Below are 24,158 nucleotides of genomic sequence, written 5' to 3' on the forward strand. Positions count from 1 at the left end.
ACTCAAATAGCACATCATAATTAATTGATGTGCTATTTATGAAAAGCTTCTTAAATACAGACTAAATAAGTCATTATTTAAGAGGTTTTTTACGCATAAAAAAACGGCACTCATGAGCAATGAGTGCCGTTTTTATTGAATTCAATTCACTCTAAAATTATAGAGTTTCAGTGAATGTACGTGCGATCACGTCTTTTTGTTGTTCAGTAGTTAGAGAGTTAAAACGCACAGCATAACCAGAAACACGGATAGTCAGTTGTGGGTAATTCTCTGGGTGTTTAACAGCATCTTCTAATGTATCACGTTGCAGAACGTTCACATTTAGGTGCTGACCACCTTCGATTTTTGGTGCTTTTTCAATTGCAACGTCACGGCTTTCGTATTCGCCTAGCTCGTTTGCTGCAATTACTTGATCTGCTTCAAAACCTGCTGTTGCAACAACACAACGTGCTTCGTTTTTCTCGCTATCTAGTAGCCAGATAGAGTTAAGAAGATCGTCATTTGCAGCTTTAGTAATTTGGATACCTGTGATCATTTTACTTTCTCCTAGTCCACTTTGTGGTTATTTTGTAAATATCTTATGGGTCACATTATATACATGATACCCTTACTTTGTATATTGATATAGGTCAAAAAACTACAAAAAGTGATAATTAATTCACCTTGCAAACCTTGCTCTAAATCAATAAAGCGCCATATAGCTAGTCTGTAGCACGAAAAATGCAGTCTACCACTTTATTGTTATACCTTTATTTTGTTGTAATATTACTACAAAATGGTTTTTTATGTTGGTGCCCAAATAAAGGTTCAATATTAGTAAAATGATAGAACTACTGACAAATAAAGTGTTTACCGTAATAATAGTGACGACGTTAATTTTGAAAGGAAAGTACAGAGATGAAATATATTGGAGCTCACGTATCTGCGGCCGGTGGGGTTGATCAAGCACCGAAGAGAGCCTATCAAATAGGAGCAAATGCATTCGCACTATTCACTAAGAATCAACGTCAATGGGCAACCAAGCCACTAACGAGAAAAGTCATCTCTGATTTTAAAGTAAACTGTAAGCGTTTTGGTTTTTCAAGTGATCAAATTTTACCACATGACTCTTATCTTATTAATTTAGGTGCACCAGAAGAAGATAAGTTAGAAAAATCTCGAGCGGCGTTTATTGATGAGATGGAGCGTTGTAATCAACTTGGTTTAACGTTATTAAATTTCCACCCAGGAAGCCATTTAAAGAAAATTTCAGAAGATGAGTGTTTAGCTTTGATTTCTGAGTCAATTAATTTAGCTCATCAAGCGGTTCCTGATGTGGTTGCCGTTATTGAAAACACGGCAGGTCAAGGTACAAACCTAGGATGGAAATTTGAACATTTAGCTCAAATAATCGATCAGGTTGAAGATAAAACACGAGTAGGGATTTGTCTTGATACTTGCCACACTTTTGCGGCAGGTTATGACTTAGGATCGAAAGAAGCCTGTGAACATACCTTTGCGGAATTTGAGCGAATTGTTGGTTTTCAATATTTACGTGGTATGCATATTAACGATGCAAAAATTGAGTTAGGCAGCCGTGTAGATCGTCATCACTCTTTAGGGCAAGGAACTATTGGCTGGGATTGTTTTGAATACATCATGCAAGACGATCGATTTAATAATATCCCTCTTATATTAGAAACAATTGATCCTGAAATTTGGAAAGATGAAATATCTCAATTAAGAAAAATGAGCGAGAAGGCATAATGACAGAGACCTGGAATTCGGTTTTATCGGCTGAAAAAGAAAAAACCTACTACCAATCTATGATGGCAAAGATTGATAGAGAGAGAGCGCTTGGCAAAAATGTTTTCCCACAAGAAAAAGATATTTTTACTGCCTTTGACTTAACTGCTTTTGATAAGGTTAAAGTTGTGATTCTGGGCCAAGATCCATATCATGGTGAAGGGCAAGCACATGGTCTTTCTTTCTCAGTATTGCCAGGGATAAAAACGCCGCCTTCATTGCGTAATATCTATAAAGAATTAGCGGAAGATATTAGTGATTTTACTATTCCTGAACATGGCTACTTGGAGAGTTGGGCTAAGCAAGGCGTATTATTGTTAAATACAGTATTAACCGTTGAAGAAAGCAAGGCGCACTCTCACGCTAAGTTTGGTTGGGAAACATTCACAGATAGCATCATAGAGCAGCTGAACTTACATAGAGAAGGTGTAATCTTCTTATTATGGGGAGCTCATGCTCAAAAGAAAGGTGGGAATATAGATAAGGAACGCCACTCTATTTTAAAAGCACCTCACCCCTCTCCGTTGTCAGCTCATCGTGGTTTTTTTGGTTGTAAACATTTCTCAAAAGTGAATGAATTACTTAAATCGAAAAAGTTAGCAGAGATCAATTGGCATTCAGTTTCATAAGTTTGCTGTATAAATTTTGAACTAAGCCCTGTGCTCTTATCTCAGTGATATACACTTAAGTTATCTTAAATAAATTAAGAGACTGTAGGGAGGAAAGGATGCTGATAGAAAGCATATATAAAGAGCATGGGTATATTAATCGTATCATTCAGTTATTAGAGAGTAAGCTGTCTCGGCTAGAAGATGAAAAGAGCGTTAATTATAATGTGATCCGAGAAAGTGTTAGTTATCTGTCGTCTGTTGCAGAGAAGATGCATCACCCTAAGGAGGATATGATATATCAATATTATATTGATCATTATGGTGAGCATGAAGGGTTGGGTAACTTACTGCAAGAGCATCACACATTATCAGACAGCACTGAAGCCTTCTCGATAACGATTGAGATGATTTTAAATGATGCGATTGTTCCCAAGGATATTTTTAAAGAGCACTTAAAAGCATTTACCTCTCGAGTACGACAGCACCTTGAACTTGAAGAAAAGGAGATCTTACCTTTTCTTAAAGCACACCTGACCACCAATGATTGGGAGGAATTAGAACGGTGTTGGATTGAAGAAGAAGATCCCGTATTTGGTAAAATAATTGATAAACGTTATTTAGTACTTGCTGAAAAGGTGAGATAGGGTTGTTGTCAATTAAAAAGGAGAGTTCCGTACTCTCCTTTTTTTGTTTAGTGATTTAGTGTGATGTCTTATTTAAAAAAAGCTTCATCAATGCTTCCTTTGAATGAAGGATCGAGTTCTCTTAATTCATGTAATAGCTGACGACGATCTTGAAATGCCTCAATTTCTCGCCATAAACGCTTTTTTGGCTTCTTTTTAGTTGTTGATGTTTTTGTAGCTAATAAATCATTTAATGTGTACCCATCCATAAGCACCTCGTTTTATAAAATAATGAATCATTACAAAGAGTAAGTTATCTACCATCGTGTGTTATTAAATATCACAGAGTGTCGATTATGACCTTGAACTGTTTCGCATTTGTTTCTTTTTAATGAATAACATGTGAGATAACGGTCACTAAAATGACTTTAATTTTAATTAATAACACCTAATACTCTTTGATTAATCTATTCCATACTGAATAAAAGTATATTTTTTTGTTTAATTTTTGTTAGTGTGGGTTCTTTTTTTTATTGGTTTTTTAGTCTATTCCCTTGCTAAGAATTGAGATGCTTATTATTTTTCTAAGTAAAAATAGAGAGGATGAGCAAAGTCGATATCTTACTGTTTTCTATAGTTGTGGAAGCGTATTTTCATAACTTAAACAACGTGAATTATTATTTGCTGATGTTTCTGCATTGATTTAAATGTCAATAGTATGATTTATTATGTTGTGAAAATGAACGGTAAGTCCAAGATTGTAGAAAAAGTGTCATAACTACAACATTTGTTTTTTATTGATTTTTTAGTAAATACTGAGCATCATTCAGCCCGCTAATCTTATTGGATGAGTAAATATTTAGATTTACTGCTAATAACTGAATAGAGTTGCACGGTATAGAGCTAACTCTTCATCATATCCAAATAAATAATCGACAATAACAAAGAAGATTAGTAGGGGCACTTATAGTGATAAGTGTGTGCAATCATAAATTATTGACGTAATTGAGAGGGAAGTGTGACAAGTCTTATTAACTTACTGAATGACCTATTATGGGGTTCAGTACTGGTGTATTTATTAGTCGCTATTGGTATTTATTTTACTGTTCGTTTAGGGTTCATTCAATTTCGCCATTTTGGTCATATGTTTTCGGTTTTGAAAAACAGTAGAAAATCAGATCCATCAGGAATTTCATCATTTCAAGCCTTGTGTACTAGTCTAGCCGCTCGTGTCGGTACTGGTAATATGGCAGGTGTCGCAGTGGCGTTAACTGCTGGTGGCCCTGGTGCCATTTTCTGGATGTGGTTAATTGCTATGTTAGGTATGGCAACCTCTTTTGCAGAAAGTACATTAGCTCAATTATATAAAACTAAAGATGACGACGGTAACTACCGTGGTGGTCCTGCTTATTATATGGAGAAAGGATTAGGAATGCGCTGGATGGGCGTTTTATTCTCTGTCTTTTTAATTATTGCGTTTGGTTTAGTTTTTAATGCGGTACAAGCCAACTCTATTGTAGGTGCAATGCAAACGGCGTTTGGATGGGAGCCTCTTTATGTTGGTATTGCGATTGTTATTATCTCTGCGGTTGTTATTTTTGGTGGCTTTAGAACTATAGCAAGAACCGCTGAAATTGTTGTTCCAGTTATGGCTCTGGCGTATTTGGCAATAGCATTGTTTATTATGCTAACCAATATCGAACAATTACCAGGTGTTATTGCTTTAATTTTCAAAAGTGCGTTTGGCCTTCAAGAGGCCGCTGCTGGTGGTTTAGGTTACGCAATTGCCCAAGCGATGATTAATGGTATTAAACGTGGTTTATTCTCGAATGAGGCTGGTATGGGGTCTGCACCTAATGCTGCAGCTTCGGCGACACCATATCCACCGCATCCAGCATCTCAAGGCTATGTTCAAATGCTTGGCGTATTTATGGATACGATTGTTATTTGTTCTGCAACCGTCGCAATCATCTTAATGTCTGGCGAATATGTGCCACACGGTGAAGTGACAGGGATAGAACTAACTCAATTAGCTCTAACGAGCCAAGTGGGTGAGTGGGGCGGGATTTTTGTGGCTATCGCAATTTTCTTCTTTGCATTTACGTCAATTATTGCAAACTATTCGTATGCGGAAACAAACTTGATTTTTTTAGAACATAATCACAAAGCAGGCATTGGCATATTCCGTGTCATTGTATTGGGAATGGTTATGTTTGGTGCTTTATCTTCACTACCAACGGTATGGGCACTTGCTGATGTTTCAATGGGACTAATGGCTATTGTTAACTTAATCGCTATTTCATTACTATCTGGCACGGTAATAAAGCTAGCTAAAGATTATAATAAGCAGTTGGCAGCGGGTAAAGTACCTACCTTTGATAGTAAAGATTATCCAGAGCTACACTCGCAGCTAGAAGAAGGTATTTGGGATAATACAAAAGAACAAAAATAATCATTTGTTTTATCCATCAAAGAAATAGATAAAGCCACGCAAGCTAGCGTGGCTTTTTTATATCTGAATAGTTACTATCTTAGTATATAAAAATACATAGGATATCTTGCTCATGCTTATTGTTGTTTCACCTGCGAAAACACTGGATTACGAAACGCCATTACCCGTTAAAACCTTTACTCAACCTGATTTTATTGCTGATTCAGCTGAGCTTGTAGAGGTATGTAAACAATTAACGCCATTAGATATCTCCGGCTTAATGAAGGTGAGTGATAAAATTGCAAGTTTAAATGCGGTGCGTTTTGAAGAGTGGTCAACGACGTTTACTCAAGATAATGCTCGTCAGGCCCTATTTGCATTTAAAGGTGATGTTTATACTGGGTTAGATGCAAACAGCTTAACGGAGAGTGATATCGAGTTCGCTCAAGCGCATTTGCGTATGTTATCTGGGTTGTATGGGCTATTGAAACCATTGGATCTTATGCAACCTTATCGCTTGGAGATGGGAACAAAGCTAGCGAATGATCGTGGCAGTAATTTGTATCAGTTTTGGGGGAGTAAAATTACAGAGCAATTAAACCAAGTACTGAAAGCACAAGGTGATGATATTTTAGTGAACTTAGCCTCAAATGAATATTTTAAAGCGGTAAAACCAAAAGCATTAGCTGCAAAGGTGATAACTCCTGTCTTTAAAGATTGCAAAAATGGACAATATAAAATTATCAGCTTTTATGCCAAAAAAGCACGAGGTTTAATGGCTCGTTTTATTATTGAAAACAGAGTGAAAAATAAAGAAGAGCTCAAAGAGTTTAGTGTTGCGGGTTATTACTTTGTAGACGCAGAATCAACAGAAAGTGAATTTGTTTTCAAAAGAGAAGAGCAACAAAAATAATTACGTCACGACAGTTGAATGTATTATTTTTGTAAGTAAAATGTAGTCAGGATGATTTAACCTGCTAGTGTTAGGTAGGTTATTGTAATTCACGTTGTTTTTATTTCTTACTGAAGAGAATCGAAAGAGAAAAGTGTTTTTTAGAAAGGGATTTTACATCAAGCTAACGCTGATAGTGTTAGAATTGGTATAAATCGTCAATATATGGCAATCATCTCAATTTATACTGAGAATAACTATAAAGGACAAATTACATGGCAGATCAAGGTGCAGTCACTGATTTAGCTACCACAAGTGTGGCTAATTTAGAGCATTGGTTAACAGACAATTCAGAGCTATTTATCACGTATGGGGTAAATATTATTTCAGCATTGGCGATCCTTTTTATCGGTAATATTATCGTTAAGAAAATCGCAGGTGGTGTAAGCAAGGCTCTTCAGAAAAAGAAAATGGATAAAGCAGTTGTCGACTTTGTTCATACGCTGGTTCGTTACCTTTTATTCATTATCGTTTTAATTGCAGCACTAGGTAAAGTTGGTGTTCAAACTGCTTCTGTTGTTGCTGTTATTGGTGCGGCCGGTTTAGCGGTAGGCCTTGCGCTTCAAGGTTCATTATCAAACTTTGCAGCAGGTGTATTAATCGTCGCATTCCGTCCATTTAAGTCTGGCGATTATGTTGAGATTGGTGGCGTTGCAGGGTCTGTTGATTCAATTCAAATTTTCCAAACAATTCTAACTACACCAGATAACAAAATGGTTGTAGTGCCAAATGGTGGCGTTATCGGCAGCCCAATCACTAACTATTCACGTCATGCTACTCGTCGTGTAGACCATGTAATTGGTGTGTCTTACAGTGCTGATTTGAAGAAAACAAAAGAAGTGATTACTAAAGTACTAGAATCTGATGAACGTGTACTTAAAACACCTGCACCAACTGTGGGTGTTGTTGCTCTTGCTGATTCATCAGTAAATTTTGTGGTTCGTCCTTGGTGTAAAACAGAACAGTATTGGGATGTTTACTTTGATACGCTTCAAGCGATTAAAGAGGGTCTGGACAACGAAGGTATTGAGATCCCATTCCCACAAATGGATGTGCATTTAAATAAAGTAGACTAAGGTTTACTTAAATCAATACATGAAATGCTACCTTCGGGTAGCATTTTTTTTGAATAGAACTTTGGTTGGCTAAGGGAATCATTTACTATTCTTATAGTCATAACCCTATGATGTTACTTTGAGATATTAACAATGAAAAAAATAATAAATGCTTTATGTTTATCTGCTTGCTTAACTCCGGTGGCATTTGCTTCATCACCAGACTTTCCTCATCTTGAAGTGTCAGGGACAGGAGAGGTGCTTGTTGTGCCTGATATGGCTCAATTTTCGGTTGATGTTGTAGAAAGTAAAGCAACCGCAGAGAAAGCGAAACAAGCAGCAGATAAAGCCGTGACGAGCTTCCTTGCTCGTTTAGAAGTTCAAGGGGTGAAACGTGAAAACATTAACAGTGGCAATATTCGTTTAACACCAGAATACCGTTATCCAAAAGGAAAAAAACCAGAGCTTGTTGGGTATAAAGCTGTTCGTAATATTACGGTTACGGTAATGGATTTAAATAAGTTAAATGGTTACCTCGATAAAGCGTTAGGTGATGGCGTCAACCGCATTAACCACATTGAACTCAAGACAAGTAAAGAAAAAGAATACATTGAAGCGGCACGTTTAGAAGCGATTAAAGATGCTAATGAAAAAGCAGTATCCTTAGCAAAAGGTTTTGGCACGGAAGTTAAAGGGGTGTGGAAAGTCTCTTATCGTAATAACTATAGCCAACCAGTCTTAATGAAAAGCATGAGAATGGATGCAGCTTCTAATGTGGCTGAAAGCTATCAAGACAGTCAAATGGTAATTTCTGATTCAGTGTCCGTTGTTTATCGATTAAAAGAATAGTTGCTTAAGAGCAGAGAAATAAAAAAGGGTTACCGTGTGGTAACCCATTTTTAATGATACTAGTGCAAAATTCGAGCGCGGATTGTGCCTTCAATAGCTTTTAGCTTAACTAATGCTTCTTCAGAGCGAGCGGTTTCAACATCAATTACGACATAGCCCATATCCGCAGATGTTTGTAGGTATTGAGCGGCAATGTTAATCCCTTCATCAGCAAAAATGCTGTTTATCTGAGTTAGAATACCTGGACGGTTCTCATGGATATGAAGCAAACGAGACGTATCAGTATGTTCAGGAAGAGAGACTTCAGGGAAGTTTACTGATGACAATGTTGAACCATTATCAGAGTATTTAGTGAGTTTCCCTGCGACTTCAACGCCGATGTTTTCTTGAGCCTCTTGAGTCGAGCCTCCGACATGTGGAGTAAGAATAACATTATCAAACTTTTGTAATGGCGATTCGAATGGGTCTGCGTTTGTTTTAGGCTCCACAGGGAATACATCGATAGCTGCACCACCTAAATGACCAGACTCTAATGCATCGCATAAGTCAGGGATCTTAACGACAGTGCCACGAGCGGCATTGATAAAGATAGCACCTGGCTTCATACGGGCAAACTCTTCAGCTCCCATCATGTCTTTTGTTCCTAGTGTTTCTGGAACATGAAGAGAGATAACGTCACATTTATTTAATAGCTCACTCATGGTTTGGATCTGAGTTGCATTACCTAGCGATAGCTTGTTTTCTATATCGTAGTAATAGACTCGCATACCTAAGTTTTCAGCTAAAATACCTAATTGTGTACCGATATGTCCATAACCTATGATACCCAAACGTTTGCCTCTTGCTTCAAAAGAAGCGTCGGCACTTTTTTTCCAGATACCACGATGAGCTAACGCATTTTTCTCAGGGATACCACGCAGGAGTAATAGGATTTGCCCTAAAACAAGCTCAGCAACACTTCGAGTGTTAGAGAAAGGGGCATTAAATACTGGAATACCGCGTTTTGCAGCGGCCGTTAAGTTCACTTGGTTCGTTCCGATACAGAAACAACCGACGGCAACTAACTTGTTTGCGGCATCAAACACTTCTTGAGTTAATTGAGTGCGTGAGCGAAGACCAATAAAGTGAACATCTTTTACTGCCTCAAGAAGATCCTCTTCTGACAACGATCCCTTATGATATTCGATGTTTGTATAGCCATCAGCCTGAAAAACTTCAACACAAGATGGGTGCAACCCTTCTAAAAGAAGAATTTTTATTTTTTCTTTTTCCAGAGATACTTTTGCCATGGTCGTTCTTATCCTTAAAAACAAATTTATGATGGGGAGTTTATGTTTGATGATTATAAAGTATCAAAAAATAATCAGTTTGGGTAAGAAAATTACGGAATAGTTAATAAAAAACGGTGCTAATGAGCACCGTTTGTAATCAAATGACATTTTTTGCACCCGATTGGCGGGAGCATTAAGACGAAAAAGAAACTTAATCGAACTTTTTAACGCCTTCAGGAGCGCCTACTAATAGGACATCTGCACCGCGATGAGCGAATAGACCAACCGTTACCACACCTGGCAATGCATTGATTTTATCTTCTAACTCTTTCGCATCAGTAATTTTCATACCATGAACATCTAAGATCACGTTACCGTTATCAGTAGTTACACCATGACGGTATGCAGGATCGCCACCTAGTTTCACCAATTCACGAGCAACGTAAGAGCGAGCCATTGGAATAACTTCAACAGGCAGTGGGAAGGCACCTAATACATCAACCTGTTTTGTGTCGTCGACAATACAAATGAACTTGTCAGAGATAGCAGCGACGATTTTTTCACGAGTAAGAGCAGCACCGCCACCTTTAATCATTTCGTTTTTGCCATTGATTTCATCAGCGCCATCAACGTAAACATCAAGACCTGCAACATCATTGCAGTCAAAAACTTCAATGCCCAGCTCTTTAAGTTTTTCTGTTGAAGCAACAGAGCTTGATACTGCCCCTTTGATTTTGCCTTTCATTGTCGCAAGCGCGTCGATGAAGTGATTTACTGTTGATCCTGTACCTACACCAACAATGCTGCCAGCTTCTACGTATTCTAACGCTGCCCAACCAGCTGCTTTTTTCATCTCGTCTTGAGTCATGACATTCTCCTAATGAAATAATAGTCTTCAAATGAAAGCGGCGTGATTATAACGCACTGTTTTTTCTTCGTCAGAAAAAATAAGTCTGAAAAGAGCAAAAATTGAAGGAAATACAGTCAAAGCAAACGATTTCGGTTGGGGTTTACCAGAACCATGTTTTTTTAGGGGTGATGATTTGAGGTAGTGGCACATCCCAAGATTCGATCGGTAATAGTGGTACTTGCTGGCAGGAATGAGATAAACCTATTGGCATTGGCCCTTGCTGGTCAGTGTGCCAACGTGAGAGGGTTCGATCATAATATCCTCCCCCCATGCCTAGACGGTTACCGGTATGATCAAAAGCCACCAATGGGGTCAAAATAAGATCCAGCTCTGAGGTCGGTACGATTTTTGTTTTATCTAATTTTGGTTCAAGTATTTGGTATTTATTATGAATGAGTAGGGTTGTTTTTGTGTACTCAAGAAACAATAAATGACCCTTTGCAAAAGGGTGTATAACAGGCAAAGAAACTTGCTTACCTTGTTGCCATAACCATTGAATGAGTGGGTCAGTATCAACTTCACCATCAGATGATAAATATACGGCTATCGTATTTGCTTTTTGAATTATAGGGTTGGTAGCACATTGAAGGACAAGCGCGTCAGCAGCTTGTGATTGTTCTGTAGGAGATAAGGTGTTACGAAGTTGACGTATCGATTGTCGAATGCGTCGACGAGATGTCATGGAATACCCCAAAGTGCCGTAGTGGTCGTAGCCCTTGAACCCTAGGTTCAAGGCGGATCAGCAAGGTTCACCGTAGGCTTCTCAGTACGAGCCGAGCATGCTCAGTAGTAAACAAATACTAACCCTAATTTGTGCTTATCGGCTCAGGGACATAGATCCGCCTACAAACACTCCAGGGTAAATTTTATTCTTTTGCTATCCTTAGCGATATTTCTATTCTGCCGTACTTTCTTCTGTTTGGCTAGGCTTAACTGTAGAAATCGCTGCTTCTAATGCATTAGCAAGCAATCCCATACGCTCATAAACATCAGAAGAGTGTTTACTTGCCTCTTTTTTCGCCATATGTAATTCATAGCATATATTTAATGATGTAATAGTGAGTAGCTGCTCTGTATTGGTTACTTTAGTTCGTTCAGATAGCTCATTTACTCGGTTATCCAAATCTTTCGCTGCTTCTTTCAATGCAGCTTCTTGACCAGCAGGGCAGTTAACCTTGATGGCTCGTCCTAATATTTGGACTTGCACGGCTTGGCTTGTCATCAATACATTACTCATCGTTAAACAATAGAATTACACCATTCAGAAAAGGGAATAGTGATAAGTGAATGAAACTATAAGAAATGCCGTAATAAGATTCAAGTATTTCCCCTCTCTTTGTTGATGAGGGTTAACTATATTCTTAATAAAACAACAATCTGATGAAAAGATACTCAATTGCGAGAGATCGTGAGTTTTCTGAAAATGCGCAAAGTGGTAGCATTGTGTTATTGATTATAAATTCAGAGATCGTTTTACTATGAGTGAAATAAAAATGCCAACATTCCTAGCTGTAGAGTCAGCGCTAAAGGACAGCGGATTAGCGGTTACCCCATCAGAGTTGCATGGCCTACTTGTCGGAATGGTAAGTGGTGGTTTGCCACTAGACGATCAAACATGGAAGCCGTTAATTTATGATTACACAAATGAAGGCATGGGCTGGCCTGATAGTGCAATTAAAATGGGTGAGCAGGTATTTCAATCAACGGTTTCTGAATTAACGTCTGACGTAATTGTGTTAGAAATGTTGATCCCAGATGACACTGAAACATTAATGAATCGAGCTGATGGACTAAGTGAGTGGGTAAATCATTTTATCTCAGGGTTAGGCTTAGTTGAGCTAAAAATGGACAAAGCATCAGAATCATTAAAAGAAGCCTTGTTAGACTTAGAAGAAATTGCTCGCCTAGGCATTGATGAAGATGATGATCTGGAAGAACAAGAAGCCTTATTTGAGCAAGTCTTAGAACATGTTCGTATTTGTGTACTAACGATTCATGCTGAACTAGGGCAACGAGTACATAAAGACAGCTCTAAAACCGTACATTAATGGATAATGCTATGACACATTATGATGTAGTGATCGTGGGCGGAGCGATGGCTGGAGCAACACTCGCTTTGGCCCTAGAGAAAATGAACCAAGAGACATTGTCAATCGCCGTCATTGAAGCGGTTGAGCCAAAGTTAGATCAACATCCAGGTTATGATTCGAGAAGTATTGCTCTTTCAAGTGGAACGACTCAGCTACTGCAAGATATTGGTCTTTGGTCAGGTATCGCATCATTTTCAACGCCAATTGATCATATTCATGTGTCAGATCGACATCATATGGGTTTGACTGAATTAACCGCTAAAGAGCTTAATGTTGATGCATTAGGTTATGTGGTTGAGTTAGCCGATGTCGGTCGTTTTTATCATCAAAAACTTGAAATTTCACCTCATATTGAGCTTATTTGTCCTGCCTCTGTCTTAGGTATTGATAGGGAACAATCATTATCTAAAATCACTTTATCGACAGGTGAACAGATTTCAACATCCCTAGTTATTGCCGCTGATGGCGCTGAATCAAAAACGTGCAAAAGCATGAATATAGAGAGTCTGAATGATGACTTTGAACAAGTAGCCATTATTGCAAACATCACGACGGATATTCATTCGCAAGGTAAGGCATTTGAACGCTTTACTGAGCATGGACCATTAGCCTTACTTCCAATGTCTCAAGGGCGCAGTTCTTTAGTGTGGTGTGTGAGCCCTGAAGAGTCGCAACAAATACTTGGATATGATGACGATACGTTTCTAGCGCATTTACAACAGGCTTTTGGCTGGCGTTTAGGTCAGTTGACTAAAACGGGGCAACGAGCGCATTACCCACTGTGGTTACGTCGTCAAAAACAACATATATCACACCGTTTTGCTGCTATTGGTAATGCTGCTCAAACATTGCATCCAATTGCTGGCCAAGGTTTTAATTTAGGAATAAGAGACGTATTCTCATTGGCAGATTGTATTACCCTAGCAAATCAAGCAGGTAATGATATTGGCGAATATTCAGTGTTGTCTGCGTATCAAAAACGCCGTCAGCCAGATCAACAACAAACAATAACCATGACTGCAGGATTGGTGTCTATTTTTGCAAATAATGCATTTCCTATGGTGATAGGAAGAAATGTCAGTTTGTGTGCAGTTGATACTTTTCGTGCTTTTTTAAAGCCCTTAACGTTACGAGCTATGGGCAGAGTGAATAGATAATTATGATGCAAAGTGTAGATGTTGCGATTATTGGTGGTGGCATGGTTGGTTTGACCGTTGCTGCTGCATTAGAGAGCAGTGGATTAAGAATCGCTGTCATTGAAAGTCAATTACCAGACACTGATCTAACTGACTTACCAGATGTTCGTGTATCAGCAATCAGTCGAGCAAGTGAATATATTTTAGATAATGTTGGTGCATGGCAGGGGATCACCTCTCGTAGAGCCGCTCCTTACCGTTCAATGACAGTATGGGAGCAAGACAGCTTTGCTCGTATTGATTTTGAAGCGGAACAAATTGCACAACGAAACCTAGGGCATATTGTTGAAAACCGAGTGATTCAACTTTCTTTGTTAGATATGGTTTCTAAACAAGAAAATGTAACGTTATTAGCTCCAGAACGTTGTAGTAGTATTATGTTTGGCGAGAGTGAAGCGTGGTTAACTTTAGAATCAGGCAAAGCAATTACGGCTAAATTAGTGGTCGGTGCTGATGGCGCAAACTCTTGGTTACGTAATCAAGTTAATATCCCTCTCACTCATTGGGATTATGGACACAGTGCTTTAGTTGCCAATATACGAACCGTAGAAAATCACACAGAAACGGCTCGCCAAATTTTTAGACCAGAAGGTCCATTAGCTTTTCTTCCATTGGGTGAAAGTAATTTGAGTTCAATTGTTTGGTCACTCGATCCTCTTAATGCAGAAAACTTAGTTTCAATGCCTGAAGACGAATTTAATAAGCAATTGACTGCAGCGTTTGATAACCAACTCGGCCTATGCCGTGTCGAAGGAGAGAGACAAGTCTTCTCTTTAAAAATGCGTTATGCCAAAGATTTTGTAAAAGATCGCGTTGTATTAGTCGGTGATGCGGCTCATACGATTCATCCATTAGCAGGGCAAGGAGTAAACCTTGGTTTAGCTGATGCCGCAGCATTAGCAGAAACGATTATAGAGCTACATCAAGAGGGGAAAGATATTGGGTTAAAAACCAATTTACGCCCATTTGAGCGCTGGAGAAAAGCGGAAGCGGCACAAATGATAGCCTCGATGCAAAGCTTTAAGGTTCTTTTTTCTGGTTCTAATCCAATTAAGAAATTAGTGAGGGGGATAGGAATGTCTCTAACTAATGAGGTTACGCCAGTTAAAGATGAATGTCTTAAACGCGCCTTAGGCTTATCAGGGCGACAACCAAAAATGGCTCAACATAAAGCGTAAATAAGAGTGTTAAAAAAGGTAGCCACAGCTACCTTTTTTTATTCGTATCGATTTTATATAGTCAGTATAAGACGGTTAATAAGACAGTCGTAACCGAGCAACTTCCAAGTTAATCTCTTTTATCATTCGATATTGCGCTCTTTCTGCTTGAGAGGGAACGATTAACTTTCCTTCTTCAAATCGAAACTCACCAATACCATGAATATGAATTTTCCCATTAAACAGTCGACTAATATGTTTAGCAATCATGCTTGGCGCATAGTGCTTAAAAAATCGCATCACCTTGTCCTTTTGTGATTAATACTACAAAGCGTGTAATGTGCTTTGATTGTATTATAAAACAGAAAAGATGAAGGTAGCGTTACAAATATAGAATAGAGTGATGGTTGAATCAGTTTTTATGTTTTTATCGTTTTAAATTTGATCTTTATCTAAGATTTAATACTGTTATTCAGTGGGTATAAATAAAAAAAAGCCCGAATAAATTCGGGCAAACAGTCACAGATGCATATTCAATATATATAGGTATATTGAATTAAATTGTTTGGAGTTAAACAATTTATGCGCTCTTTTTTAAGAAAAGAGCACTGTAAAGATAGCTAAATAACACACAGCTTGCTACTTATTCACTTAGAATAAATAAAAATGCAAAGTTTGTTGTTAATATCTGCGTTTGAGGTCAAGGTTGGAAATGTAACGATGAAACTTAATCTTACCTTCGACACAGAATTAGTTGTGTCTAATTGGATTATTAATTTAAGAAAGGGAATTTAGGAGGTGGGTCTGCAATTTTTTGCAGACCCTTCTTGTTTATGGTGTAGAGTTACTCATCGTCAAGAGAGTAAGGAAGTGACATTTTTTCCCAAATCGCATCTTGAAGTTTAAATTGAGTGTCACTATCAAGATCATTAGGGAGAATAGCTAAAGCTAAAGTATGTCCATCTTGATATCGGAAAGAAGACACAATGGTTCCGCCTTTACGCCAGTTCTCACCAACACTGCGCTCAATTGCATCGCCAGCAACGGGGGCTTGTTCTGATTGCCCTGCAACTAAATACATAGCTCGTTTATTCATACCGCGGTATTTTGCTCTTGCTACGGTTTCTTGACCTGTATAGCAGCCTTTTTTGAAACTGATCCCGTTAATGGCTTGTAGGTTTAATGCTTGAGGAATATGCTCATTACTTAGTGCTGCATCAATTTGAGGGTGAGCTTGTTGAATGGTATAAAGCTCCCATAATGACTCATCACATAATGTCGCTTGAGTTAACGATGACATTAAGGTGTCTTTATGTTCACTTGTCGTTACCAATAACCACTGTAGCTTTCCAATTTTAGCGAAAGTACCCAAATCACAAGTACGGACGTTTTCTTGTGAATCGGTTTGCTCGTTAATCCACTCTTCAGCCGCAGCACCAGTTAAGCCAAGTAATACTTCGTTGCTGATTTCAATATCAACTTTAGAAAATACGGCGTATTTTTTGATTTCTGTTAATTCAGTTTCAATAGCACTTTTACGTTGAAATAAGGCATAACCGTCATTGTGGTGAAACAGTTGAAATATACTCCATAACTTTCCCTTTGCATCACAGTGACCACCAAAGGTAATCTCGCCTTGTGTTAAAGCAACAACATCACAGGTTACTTGCCCGTGTAAGTAGGATTTTTTATCGTTACCTACCATAGTTATTAATGCCCAATCAGTTAATTCTGAAATAGCAAAGCTTGGTAAGGGATCGTTTAGGTTTAGCGATAACGTAGAGAAAACAGTACTCATCATGAAATTCTTATCCAGTTAGGTTATCCCTTTATAGTAAATGCCTAGATTTTAAATGTCAGTAAAAAGAAACAAGTAGTTTTATGTCTCATCTTCTTCATCTTGTGACTTTAGATCATGGTTGTCATAGGAATAGACTGATAAACTCCGTTTAGTTATTTCTATTTTTAAGCTAGAGGACCGTATGTACAGTGTCGAAGAAAAAGCACGAGTAAAGTGGGCTTGCCGTCGTGGGATGCTAGAATTAGATGTGGTAATTATGCCATTTTTTGACGAATGTTTTGAAGAACTAACAGAAGCTGAGCAACAGAATTTTGTTTCATTGCTAGAAAGTGATGATCCAGATTTATTTACGTGGATCATGGGGCACGGACGCAGTGACAACCTAGGCCATGCATCTATGGTAGATAAGATCGTTGAGCACAACCTCAGCAAACTCCGTTAAGATTACGCTCCACTTTTCCTATATCGCCTATCTCACATTATATGGTAGTTATTTCTACTTGGGGTGGGCGGTAATGTTAATGGATATAGCTCCATTTCCTTTATTACCTCTCTTCTTTTATTTTATTCATCAGCATATTACATCTATTTATCATCAATTATTAGAGTTGCAAGGCGATTATACTTTTGCAATCAAAGCGTCTGATGATCATAGAGATTGGATTATTAAACGAGTATTTTGGATAAGTCGAAGTATGAGTGTTTTTTATGCGGAAAATGATTATACAAAGCAGTATTTTTATTTATTTAGAGATGCAATGAGTGAAGATGAGCTGCATCAATTAGCGGTTTTATTAAGATGATCTCTATTCTATTTATAGGTTTAGAATAGAGACCAATAAATGAAAGCGAAAATTAGTTGAAATTCTTAGGCACTAAAATTGTAGGACCTGACTCTTCAAGTGCTTCTGGGTAATCTAGTGTGTAATGTAAACCGCAGCTTTCTTTACGCTCCATTGCACAACGAACCATTAATTCAGACACATCAAGCAGATTTCGCAGTTCGATCAGGTTATTAGATACGCGGAAATTACTGTAGTAATCATGGGTTTCTTGTTTTAATAACTGAATACGACGAAGTGCTCGCTCTAGACGTTTATCCGTGCGAACAATACCCATATAATCCCACATAAATAGGCGTAGTTCATGCCAGTTATGTTGGATTACTACTTCTTCATCTGAACATTCAACCTGACTCTCATCCCAAGCTGGTAATGACGGAGGAAGATCTCGGTTATTTATGTTTTTAATAATATTTTCTGCAGCAGACCATGCGTAAACAACGCACTCTAGCAGAGAGTTCGAGGCTAAACGGTTTGCGCCATGAAGACCCGTATAACTCACCTCACCAATTGCAAATAAGCCATCAATGTCCGTTTGACCTTGTTTATCAACCATGACACCACCACAAGTGTAGTGGGCCGCTGGTACGATAGGGATCGGCTCTTTTGTCATATCTATACCAAATGAAAGCAGTTTTTCATTAATGGTAGGGAAGTGATGATGAATGAAGTCTTCAGGTTTATGGCTGATGTCTAAATACATACAGTCTGCACCTAGGCGTTTCATTTCAAAGTCGATAGCACGAGCAACGACATCACGAGGTGCTAATTCACCACGCTCATCGAAATCAGGCATAAAACGAGTGCCGTCTGGACGACGCAAATAAGCGCCTTCACCACGAAGTGCTTCTGTCATTAGGAAATTACGAGCGTCAGGGTGGAATAGGCACGTAGGGTGAAATTGGTTGAACTCTAAGTTCGCAACTCGACAACCAGCACGCCAAGCCATTGCTATACCATCACCTGAAGATACGTCAGGGTTTGAAGTATATTGGTAAACTTTAGAAGCGCCGCCTGTTGCTAATACAACAAATTTAGCGCGAACGGTTTCAACATGCTCGGCATCACGGTTCCAAATATAGGCACCAACGACTTTATCTGCTTCTCCGCCAACTTTATCTTCAGTGATTAAGTCGAGCGCATTGTGACGTTCAAAAATAGTGATGTTGGGGTGATTTAGAACATTGTCTTGCAGTGAGTTTTGCATTGCTTTGCCGGTAGCATCTGCAGCGTGCAAAATACGGCGATGGCTATGACCACCCTCACGAGTTAAATGAAATTTTGGATCGGTAATGTCGGTTTCTTTTTCATCATCGTGATCAAAAGGAACACCGCCATCAATTAACCATTGAACGCAATGTTTCGCATTTTCAGCAATAAAAGTAACAACATCTTTGTCACAAATATGTGCGCCAGCAACTAAGGTATCATCGACATGAGACTCTACCGTATCACTTTCATCAAATACGGCAGCAATGCCGCCTTGAGCGTAGTACGTTGAGCCTTCATTACGAGGACCTTTACTTAAAACGATCACCTTTCCATGTGGTGCGACTCTAAGTGCAAGTGAAAGACCAGCAGCACCACTGCCTATGACTAAAACGTCGCAACTGTGTTCATTGGTTATGTTCATATATTCATCATTTTCCTGTGATAATCCGATCATTTTACCAGAATCTAGGTGGTTGCGTTATATTTTGAAGTGGAATCTTAAATATCAAGAATAAAAAAGTGAAAATGAGAGATAAAAACAAGCTAAAAAAAGCCTTAAATTACTCATTGAACTATTAAATTGATAAAAAAATGTAATAATGAAGGAACTTTCTAAAGATTAGAAACTCATACATAGTGCTCAAGTTAATCGTGGTATAGCTGAATTTATTATCAGCTGTTTGCGTAATCTAAACTTTATGCGCATCTAAGAAGAATAACATGGGAGTACCCGCTCCAATGAGTGAGCAGTTAACAGATCAAGTTTTAATTGAGCGTGTTCAACGTGGTGACAAGCAAGCCTTTAACCATTTGGTAGTTAAATACCAAAACAAAGTATGTAGTCTTGTTGCTCGTTATGTAAAAAATAGTGGTGATGTACCTGATGTTGCGCAAGAAGCGTTTATTAAAGCGTATCGTGCGTTACCAACCTTTCGTGGGGACAGTGCATTTTATACTTGGTTGTATCGAATAGCAGTGAATACAGCGAAGAATTACCTTGTCGCTCAAGGACGTAGACCGCCAGCATCTGATGTTGATGCGGAAGAAGCAGAATATTATGAAGGGGCAAGTGCCTTAAAAGAGGTCACTAACCCAGAGAATTTATCATTAACCGAGGAATTACGACAAATCGTATTTTCGACAATTGATGGTTTACCTGAAGATTTAAAAACAGCAATAACATTACGAGAGCTAGAAGGCTTAAGTTATGAAGATATTGCTGCTGTAATGGAGTGTCCAGTAGGTACGGTTCGTTCGCGTATCTTCCGAGCTCGTGAAGTAGTTGAGAAAAAAATCCAACCGCTGATGCAGCGTTAATTATTTCCAACGGTCAAACGGTGAAGACAATGACTGATAAAGAACAAATTTCAGCGTTTATGGATAATGAGGAAATGGACAATGCGTTCATAGAATCCCTATCGCAAACAGAAAGCGCAGAAACCTGGAAAAATTACCATTTAATTGGTGATGTAATGAGAGGCGAGACGCCTGAAACACAAGAGTGGGATATTGCCGCCAATGTGGCTCTTGCTCTTGAGGATGAACCTGCTCACCAGTTGAATGATACGGTAACGGAATTCATGCCTTCTCAGCCTACGCCAAGTGAAGCAAAGAAGACAATGCCAAGTTGGTTGACTCAGTTTAGTCAAGTTGCGATGGCTGCGTGTTTCTCTCTTGTTGTTATTGTTGGTGTTCAGCAATATAACGGTTCAGAAAGCAATGCTATCCCTGCGAGTGGTGATATTCAGGTACTCGATACTATTCCATTTAGTGGAACGGCAGAGCCTGTGAGTTTAACCCGTGACTCACTAGTAAATAAAACCTCGACAGAAGCAGATGTCATGGAGCAGCGTAAGCGTATAAATGCAATGCTGCAAGATTATGAATTACAGCTACGATTGAACGCTCATGATGGTTCGATTGATCGTGATTTACTAGAGCAAAATACAACATTGGCAGAATAATGAAACATATCCTGATCAGCTTTATCGCTTTGATCAGCTTCTTTCCAATAACAGCCTCAGCAGAAGAAACTCCTTCTGCTGAGGCTTTGTTGCATCAAATGGGAGAGGCGAGTCATAAGCTAAATTACGAACTTTCTTATATTTTGGTTAAGAAAAACAGTATTGAACCTTTTATGTATCGCCATTCTCACCTGGAGAATATGACGTTATCTCATCTTGTTTATTTAAGTGGTTCAATGCGCGAAGTGATTCGTAGAAATGAAGAAATCACTTATTTAGAGCAAGGCAGTAAACCTTTTTCTATTCAAGCAGAATCTATTGTTGCTCCTATTATCCCTCTTTTACATAAAGAATTGCCTCTTTTAAAACAATATTATGATTTTGTATCAATGGGTAGAGCAAGAGAGGCAGGGTCTCCTTCACAAGTGGTTCGCATCGTGTCAAAGGATGGAAACCGTTATTCTTATATTGTGTGGATTGATGAGCGAAGCAAGCTGCCGTTACGTACTGATTTAGTCAGTAGAGATGGCGACATTATTGAGCAATATAGAGTGGTTTCTTACACCGTTAATGATCAAATTGCAGGATTTATGAACCAGCGTTTAGGTGAGGTAGAGTTACCGAAAGTATTGCCGTTACCACCTACGACACAAGAAGAAGCAGCCTGGTCGATAAAGTGGCTGCCTAGCGGCTTTAAAGCCATTCATTTCAATCGCTATCGTCTTGCTATGAATCAACGAGCAGTTGAAAGCCAAATGTATACAGATGGATTATTTAATTTCTCCGTGTATATTTCAGAAGCCGATGAATTAAGTCAAAAAGAACAATCAGTACGCCAAGGGCGACGTTCATTGTATAGCTATATACAAGGGGATTATGAAATTAGTGTCGTTGGCGATATTCCTGTTGTTACAGCAAAACGTATCGCTGATTCCATTGTTTTTCGTCCCTCTGTATTAAAAAATGAGGATAAATAACGCCTATGATGACAGCGTTAGCGACAGTACTTGATATTCAAGATGACATAGTTGTTGTTGGTTGCCAGCAGAAAAGCAGTTGTAACCATTGTTCATCGAAAGATTCTTGTGGTACAGGTATTGTATCAAAGGTACTTCCAGGAAAGGTGCATCACTGGGCTTTTCATACCGATAAAAAATTAACCATTGGTCAAATGGTAGAAATTGGTTTACCTGAAAAGAACCTACTTCAGTCCGCTGCTATTGTATATTTAGTGCCGTTATTCTTTTTACTCATTGGGGCGTTTATTTCTGATGCGCTTATTTCTCCACTTGTGGGAGTTGGTGAGCTAACAACCATCGTGGTTGCTGCGCTTTCATCATGGGGCGGGTATGTGCTTGCGAAATCACTTTCTCACCGAATTGAGCAGAATACAGAACAACAAGTTAGCTTGATCCGTGTCCTCGGTGAGCCAGTTTCTGACACTATCTCAGTAAATGCTGCACGATAAGATAGCGACTTGCGACGAAATTGGGTAGAATCCCACAACTTGATCTCACGATCCAATCCCATTAACTAATTGAGTTTGTCACATCATTTATGAAGCACATTCGTAATTTTTCTATTATTGCCCATATCGATCACGGTAAATCGACACTATCTGACCGCCTAATCCAAGTTTGTGGTGGCCTGTCAGACCGTGAAATGGCTGCACAAGTTCTTGATTCAATGGATCTAGAACGTGAACGTGGTATCACCATCAAAGCCCAGAGTGTGACGCTCGACTATACGGCTAACGATGGTGAGACTTATCAACTAAACTTTATCGACACTCCTGGACACGTTGACTTCTCTTATGAAGTATCGCGTTCACTTGCTGCCTGTGAAGGTGCGCTATTGGTGGTCGATGCGGGTCAAGGTGTAGAAGCACAGACTCTAGCAAACTGTTATACCGCAATCGAAATGGATCTAGAAGTTGTGCCAATCTTAAATAAGATTGACTTACCAGCGGCAGATCCAGATCGTGTAGCTGAAGAAATTGAAGAAATCGTTGGTATTGATGCAACAGATGCAACGCGTTGTTCTGCTAAGACTGGCCTAGGTGTTGATGAAGTTCTTGAAACTATCGTTAAGTCTATTCCTGCACCAGAAGGTGATCCAGACGGCCCAACACAAGCGCTGATCATTGACTCATGGTTTGATAACTACTTAGGTGTTGTTTCTCTTGTTCGAATCAAAAATGGTTCACTAAAGAAAAATGACAAGATCAAAGTAATGAGCACAGGGCAAGTTTGGGGTATCGACCGTATTGGTATCTTCACTCCAAAACAAATTGATACCGATGGATTAAACACCGGTGAAGTTGGCTGGGTAGTTTGTGGTATTAAAGATATCCTAGGTGCTCCAGTGGGTGATACCTTGACTCATGCGAAGGGTGGCTGTGAAGAGCGTCTACCTGGTTTCCAAAAAGTGAAACCACAAGTGTATGCAGGTTTGTTCCCAGTCTCTTCTGATGATTATGAAAACTTCCGTGATGCATTAGGCAAGTTAAGTCTGAATGACGCTTCTCTGTTTTATGAACCAGAAAGTTCGGCAGCACTTGGCTTTGGTTTCCGTTGTGGCTTCCTTGGTATGCTTCACATGGAAATCATCCAAGAGCGTCTAGAGCGTGAATACGATCTTGATCTGATCACGACAGCACCAACGGTAGTTTACGAAGTGGTATTAAATAACGGTGATTTACTGTACGTAGATAGCCCATCAAAATTACCAGCAGTAAATGATTTAGATGAAATTCGTGAACCAATTGCTCGTTGTAATATCTTAGTACCAGCAGATTACTTAGGTAATGTGATCAGTCTATGTATTGAAAAACGTGGTGTTCAAGTTGATATGGTTTATCACGGTAACCAAGTAGCGTTGACTTATGATATTCCAATGTCAGAGGTAGTTTTAGACTTCTTTGACCGATTGAAATCAACGTCTCGTGGTTATGCATCATTAGATTACAACTTCCAACGTTATGAACAGTCAAACATGGTTCGTGTTGATGTATTAATCAATGGTGACAGAGTTGATGCACTTGCTATCATTACTCACCACGATAATGCACAAAGCCGCGGTCGTTTATTGGTTGAGAAAATGAAAGAATTCATTCCTCGTCAAATGTTTGATATTGCGATTCAGGCAGCGATTGGTGCTCACATTATTGCGCGTTCAACGGTTAAGCAGTTACGTAAAAACGTAATCGCAAAATGTTACGGTGGCGATATTAGCCGTAAGAAAAAACTGTTGAAGAAGCAGAAAGAAGGTAAGAAACGTATGAAGCAGATTGGTAATGTTGAATTACCTCAAGAAGCTTTCCTTGCGATTCTTCATGTAGGTAAAGATTAATAGGTCATCACTGATTATTCAGAGTGACGTAAATTAAGCTTTATTACAGCTCAAAGAA

26 protein-coding genes and 1 other RNA gene are annotated in these 24,158 nt (G+C 38.9%); 17 read left to right on the plus strand and 10 right to left on the minus strand.

Features of this window, described 5'->3' with window-relative positions; all coding sequences use genetic code 11:
- Positions 1-157: 157 nt before the first annotated feature.
- Positions 158-535, minus strand: a complete 378-nt coding sequence (gene grcA, locus PVK71_RS00060; protein ID WP_045102834.1) for an autonomous glycyl radical cofactor GrcA — start codon at positions 533-535, stop codon at positions 158-160.
- A 362-nt stretch (positions 536-897) separates the two neighbouring features.
- Between grcA and nfo the strand changes: the two genes are divergently transcribed.
- The 3 genes from nfo to PVK71_RS00075 all read left to right on the plus strand — a co-directional run bounded on the left by nfo (position 898) and on the right by PVK71_RS00075 (position 3,040).
- Positions 898-1,746, plus strand: coding sequence for a deoxyribonuclease IV (nfo, locus tag PVK71_RS00065; protein ID WP_274417542.1), 849 nt, complete (start codon positions 898-900; stop codon positions 1,744-1,746).
- A complete protein-coding gene (gene ung / locus PVK71_RS00070; RefSeq protein ID WP_274417540.1) occupies positions 1,746-2,414 on the plus strand; it encodes a uracil-DNA glycosylase in 669 nt (222 codons plus the stop codon). Before nfo ends, ung begins: the two co-directional genes overlap by 1 nt.
- A gap of 98 nt (positions 2,415-2,512) precedes the next feature.
- Positions 2,513-3,040 carry a hemerythrin domain-containing protein gene (locus PVK71_RS00075; protein ID WP_274417539.1) on the plus strand — a complete coding sequence of 176 codons (528 nt, stop codon included), beginning with the start codon at positions 2,513-2,515 and terminating at the stop codon, positions 3,038-3,040.
- Between the two features lie 68 nt (positions 3,041-3,108).
- Here PVK71_RS00075 and PVK71_RS00080 read toward each other — a convergent pair whose 3' ends face one another.
- Positions 3,109-3,288: a DUF3545 family protein gene (locus PVK71_RS00080; RefSeq protein WP_165366873.1), complete on the minus strand. Its 180-nt coding sequence runs from the start codon at positions 3,286-3,288 to the stop codon at positions 3,109-3,111.
- Positions 3,289-4,037: 749 nt separating this feature from the next.
- Here PVK71_RS00080 and PVK71_RS00085 point away from each other — a divergent pair.
- The 4 genes from PVK71_RS00085 to PVK71_RS00100 all read left to right on the plus strand — a co-directional run bounded on the left by PVK71_RS00085 (position 4,038) and on the right by PVK71_RS00100 (position 8,306).
- On the plus strand, positions 4,038-5,471 hold the full coding sequence (locus tag PVK71_RS00085) for an alanine/glycine:cation symporter family protein (RefSeq protein ID WP_274417538.1): 1,434 nt from the start codon (positions 4,038-4,040) through the stop codon (positions 5,469-5,471).
- A 112-nt stretch (positions 5,472-5,583) separates the two neighbouring features.
- Entirely contained in the window at positions 5,584-6,363 is a 780-nt protein-coding gene (gene yaaA / locus PVK71_RS00090; RefSeq protein WP_274417537.1) for a peroxide stress protein YaaA, read from the plus strand.
- A gap of 254 nt (positions 6,364-6,617) precedes the next feature.
- A complete protein-coding gene (mscS, locus tag PVK71_RS00095) occupies positions 6,618-7,478 on the plus strand; it encodes a small-conductance mechanosensitive channel MscS (protein ID WP_274417536.1) in 861 nt (286 codons plus the stop codon).
- A gap of 132 nt (positions 7,479-7,610) precedes the next feature.
- Positions 7,611-8,306: an oxidative stress defense protein gene (locus PVK71_RS00100; RefSeq protein ID WP_274417535.1), complete on the plus strand. Its 696-nt coding sequence runs from the start codon at positions 7,611-7,613 to the stop codon at positions 8,304-8,306.
- Between the two features lie 59 nt (positions 8,307-8,365).
- Here PVK71_RS00100 and serA read toward each other — a convergent pair whose 3' ends face one another.
- From serA to zapA, 5 genes are all read right to left on the minus strand, one after another.
- The gene (gene serA / locus PVK71_RS00105; RefSeq protein WP_130044938.1) at positions 8,366-9,595 is read right to left on the minus strand and encodes a phosphoglycerate dehydrogenase; all 1,230 of its coding nucleotides are present in this window, start codon (positions 9,593-9,595) and stop codon (positions 8,366-8,368) included.
- Positions 9,596-9,788: 193 nt separating this feature from the next.
- Complete coding sequence (gene rpiA / locus PVK71_RS00110) at positions 9,789-10,445, minus strand: ribose-5-phosphate isomerase RpiA (protein WP_130047746.1); 657 nt, start codon at positions 10,443-10,445, stop codon at positions 9,789-9,791.
- Between the two features lie 142 nt (positions 10,446-10,587).
- Positions 10,588-11,169, minus strand: a complete 582-nt coding sequence (locus tag PVK71_RS00115) for a 5-formyltetrahydrofolate cyclo-ligase (RefSeq protein WP_274417534.1) — start codon at positions 11,167-11,169, stop codon at positions 10,588-10,590.
- Between the two features lies 1 nt (position 11,170).
- Positions 11,171-11,351: non-coding RNA, 6S RNA (gene ssrS, locus PVK71_RS00120), on the minus strand.
- A 31-nt stretch (positions 11,352-11,382) separates the two neighbouring features.
- Positions 11,383-11,709, minus strand: coding sequence for a cell division protein ZapA (gene zapA, locus PVK71_RS00125; RefSeq protein WP_165366879.1), 327 nt, complete (start codon positions 11,707-11,709; stop codon positions 11,383-11,385).
- A 256-nt stretch (positions 11,710-11,965) separates the two neighbouring features.
- Between zapA and PVK71_RS00130 the strand changes: the two genes are divergently transcribed.
- Genes PVK71_RS00130 through PVK71_RS00140 form a run of 3 tightly spaced genes read left to right on the plus strand, consistent with a single transcriptional unit; the run spans position 11,966 to position 14,951 of the window.
- Positions 11,966-12,535 carry a YecA/YgfB family protein gene (locus tag PVK71_RS00130; RefSeq protein ID WP_130047747.1) on the plus strand — a complete coding sequence of 190 codons (570 nt, stop codon included), beginning with the start codon at positions 11,966-11,968 and terminating at the stop codon, positions 12,533-12,535.
- 11 nt (positions 12,536-12,546) lie between these two features.
- Positions 12,547-13,734 (plus strand): 2-octaprenyl-6-methoxyphenyl hydroxylase, encoded by a 1,188-nt coding sequence (gene ubiH, locus PVK71_RS00135; protein WP_274417532.1) that lies wholly within the window; start codon positions 12,547-12,549, stop codon positions 13,732-13,734.
- Between the two features lie 2 nt (positions 13,735-13,736).
- Complete coding sequence (locus PVK71_RS00140) at positions 13,737-14,951, plus strand: FAD-dependent 2-octaprenylphenol hydroxylase (RefSeq protein WP_274417531.1); 1,215 nt, start codon at positions 13,737-13,739, stop codon at positions 14,949-14,951.
- Between the two features lie 75 nt (positions 14,952-15,026).
- Here PVK71_RS00140 and PVK71_RS00145 read toward each other — a convergent pair whose 3' ends face one another.
- Both PVK71_RS00145 and ygfZ read right to left on the minus strand, forming a co-directional pair.
- Entirely contained in the window at positions 15,027-15,230 is a 204-nt protein-coding gene (locus tag PVK71_RS00145) for a DUF1107 domain-containing protein (RefSeq protein ID WP_130044945.1), read from the minus strand.
- Between the two features lie 544 nt (positions 15,231-15,774).
- Positions 15,775-16,731, minus strand: a complete 957-nt coding sequence (ygfZ, locus tag PVK71_RS00150; protein ID WP_274417530.1) for a tRNA-modifying protein YgfZ — start codon at positions 16,729-16,731, stop codon at positions 15,775-15,777.
- A gap of 181 nt (positions 16,732-16,912) precedes the next feature.
- Between ygfZ and PVK71_RS00155 the strand changes: the two genes are divergently transcribed.
- Positions 16,913-17,173 carry an FAD assembly factor SdhE gene (locus PVK71_RS00155; RefSeq protein ID WP_130044947.1) on the plus strand — a complete coding sequence of 87 codons (261 nt, stop codon included), beginning with the start codon at positions 16,913-16,915 and terminating at the stop codon, positions 17,171-17,173.
- Positions 17,145-17,534, plus strand: a complete 390-nt coding sequence (locus tag PVK71_RS00160) for a protein YgfX (RefSeq protein ID WP_338000077.1) — start codon at positions 17,145-17,147, stop codon at positions 17,532-17,534. Before PVK71_RS00155 ends, PVK71_RS00160 begins: the two co-directional genes overlap by 29 nt.
- A gap of 52 nt (positions 17,535-17,586) precedes the next feature.
- Here the strand turns inward: PVK71_RS00160 and nadB are convergent, their stop codons facing one another.
- Entirely contained in the window at positions 17,587-19,206 is a 1,620-nt protein-coding gene (nadB, locus tag PVK71_RS00165) for an L-aspartate oxidase (RefSeq protein WP_274417528.1), read from the minus strand.
- A gap of 317 nt (positions 19,207-19,523) precedes the next feature.
- Here nadB and rpoE point away from each other — a divergent pair, with 317 nt between their 5' ends.
- From rpoE to lepA, 5 genes are all read left to right on the plus strand, one after another.
- Positions 19,524-20,102: an RNA polymerase sigma factor RpoE gene (gene rpoE / locus PVK71_RS00170; protein WP_130045021.1), complete on the plus strand. Its 579-nt coding sequence runs from the start codon at positions 19,524-19,526 to the stop codon at positions 20,100-20,102.
- A gap of 29 nt (positions 20,103-20,131) precedes the next feature.
- Positions 20,132-20,749: an RseA family anti-sigma factor gene (locus PVK71_RS00175; protein WP_130047753.1), complete on the plus strand. Its 618-nt coding sequence runs from the start codon at positions 20,132-20,134 to the stop codon at positions 20,747-20,749.
- A complete protein-coding gene (gene rseB, locus PVK71_RS00180) occupies positions 20,749-21,726 on the plus strand; it encodes a sigma-E factor regulatory protein RseB (protein WP_274417527.1) in 978 nt (325 codons plus the stop codon). The genes PVK71_RS00175 and rseB overlap by 1 nt, the downstream gene beginning before the upstream one ends.
- Before the next feature lie 5 nt (positions 21,727-21,731).
- Positions 21,732-22,217 (plus strand): SoxR reducing system RseC family protein, encoded by a 486-nt coding sequence (locus tag PVK71_RS00185; protein ID WP_130044952.1) that lies wholly within the window; start codon positions 21,732-21,734, stop codon positions 22,215-22,217.
- An 89-nt stretch (positions 22,218-22,306) separates the two neighbouring features.
- Positions 22,307-24,100 carry a translation elongation factor 4 gene (gene lepA / locus PVK71_RS00190; protein WP_274417525.1) on the plus strand — a complete coding sequence of 598 codons (1,794 nt, stop codon included), beginning with the start codon at positions 22,307-22,309 and terminating at the stop codon, positions 24,098-24,100.
- Positions 24,101-24,158: the final 58 nt, after the last annotated feature.

Origin of the sequence: Aliivibrio sp. S4MY1, assembly GCF_028765545.1 — a bacterium.
Taxonomy (GTDB): domain Bacteria; phylum Pseudomonadota; class Gammaproteobacteria; order Enterobacterales; family Vibrionaceae; genus Aliivibrio.

What these genes read in the sequence shown, in the direction of transcription:
- ubiH (WP_274417532.1), top strand. Translation starts at nt 12,547, where the DNA reads ATGACACATTATGATGTAGTGATCGTGGGCGGAGCGATGGCTGGAGCA.
- PVK71_RS00140 (WP_274417531.1), top strand. Translation starts at nt 13,737, where the DNA reads ATGATGCAAAGTGTAGATGTTGCGATTATTGGTGGTGGCATGGTTGGT.
- grcA (WP_045102834.1), bottom strand. Translation starts at nt 535, where the DNA reads ATGATCACAGGTATCCAAATTACTAAAGCTGCAAATGACGATCTTCTT.
- PVK71_RS00175 (WP_130047753.1), top strand. Translation starts at nt 20,132, where the DNA reads ATGACTGATAAAGAACAAATTTCAGCGTTTATGGATAATGAGGAAATG.
- rpiA (WP_130047746.1), bottom strand. Translation starts at nt 10,445, where the DNA reads ATGACTCAAGACGAGATGAAAAAAGCAGCTGGTTGGGCAGCGTTAGAA.
- ung (WP_274417540.1), top strand. Translation starts at nt 1,746, where the DNA reads ATGACAGAGACCTGGAATTCGGTTTTATCGGCTGAAAAAGAAAAAACC.
- PVK71_RS00130 (WP_130047747.1), top strand. Translation starts at nt 11,966, where the DNA reads ATGAGTGAAATAAAAATGCCAACATTCCTAGCTGTAGAGTCAGCGCTA.
- zapA (WP_165366879.1), bottom strand. Translation starts at nt 11,709, where the DNA reads ATGACAAGCCAAGCCGTGCAAGTCCAAATATTAGGACGAGCCATCAAG.
- ygfZ (WP_274417530.1), bottom strand. Translation starts at nt 16,731, where the DNA reads ATGATGAGTACTGTTTTCTCTACGTTATCGCTAAACCTAAACGATCCC.
- PVK71_RS00080 (WP_165366873.1), bottom strand. Translation starts at nt 3,288, where the DNA reads ATGGATGGGTACACATTAAATGATTTATTAGCTACAAAAACATCAACA.
- PVK71_RS00100 (WP_274417535.1), top strand. Translation starts at nt 7,611, where the DNA reads ATGAAAAAAATAATAAATGCTTTATGTTTATCTGCTTGCTTAACTCCG.
- rpoE (WP_130045021.1), top strand. Translation starts at nt 19,524, where the DNA reads ATGAGTGAGCAGTTAACAGATCAAGTTTTAATTGAGCGTGTTCAACGT.
- PVK71_RS00115 (WP_274417534.1), bottom strand. Translation starts at nt 11,169, where the DNA reads ATGACATCTCGTCGACGCATTCGACAATCGATACGTCAACTTCGTAAC.
- PVK71_RS00155 (WP_130044947.1), top strand. Translation starts at nt 16,913, where the DNA reads ATGTACAGTGTCGAAGAAAAAGCACGAGTAAAGTGGGCTTGCCGTCGT.
- PVK71_RS00185 (WP_130044952.1), top strand. Translation starts at nt 21,732, where the DNA reads ATGATGACAGCGTTAGCGACAGTACTTGATATTCAAGATGACATAGTT.
- PVK71_RS00075 (WP_274417539.1), top strand. Translation starts at nt 2,513, where the DNA reads ATGCTGATAGAAAGCATATATAAAGAGCATGGGTATATTAATCGTATC.
- yaaA (WP_274417537.1), top strand. Translation starts at nt 5,584, where the DNA reads ATGCTTATTGTTGTTTCACCTGCGAAAACACTGGATTACGAAACGCCA.
- rseB (WP_274417527.1), top strand. Translation starts at nt 20,749, where the DNA reads ATGAAACATATCCTGATCAGCTTTATCGCTTTGATCAGCTTCTTTCCA.
- nfo (WP_274417542.1), top strand. Translation starts at nt 898, where the DNA reads ATGAAATATATTGGAGCTCACGTATCTGCGGCCGGTGGGGTTGATCAA.
- PVK71_RS00145 (WP_130044945.1), bottom strand. Translation starts at nt 15,230, where the DNA reads ATGCGATTTTTTAAGCACTATGCGCCAAGCATGATTGCTAAACATATT.
- lepA (WP_274417525.1), top strand. Translation starts at nt 22,307, where the DNA reads ATGAAGCACATTCGTAATTTTTCTATTATTGCCCATATCGATCACGGT.
- mscS (WP_274417536.1), top strand. Translation starts at nt 6,618, where the DNA reads ATGGCAGATCAAGGTGCAGTCACTGATTTAGCTACCACAAGTGTGGCT.
- nadB (WP_274417528.1), bottom strand. Translation starts at nt 19,206, where the DNA reads ATGAACATAACCAATGAACACAGTTGCGACGTTTTAGTCATAGGCAGT.
- serA (WP_130044938.1), bottom strand. Translation starts at nt 9,595, where the DNA reads ATGGCAAAAGTATCTCTGGAAAAAGAAAAAATAAAAATTCTTCTTTTA.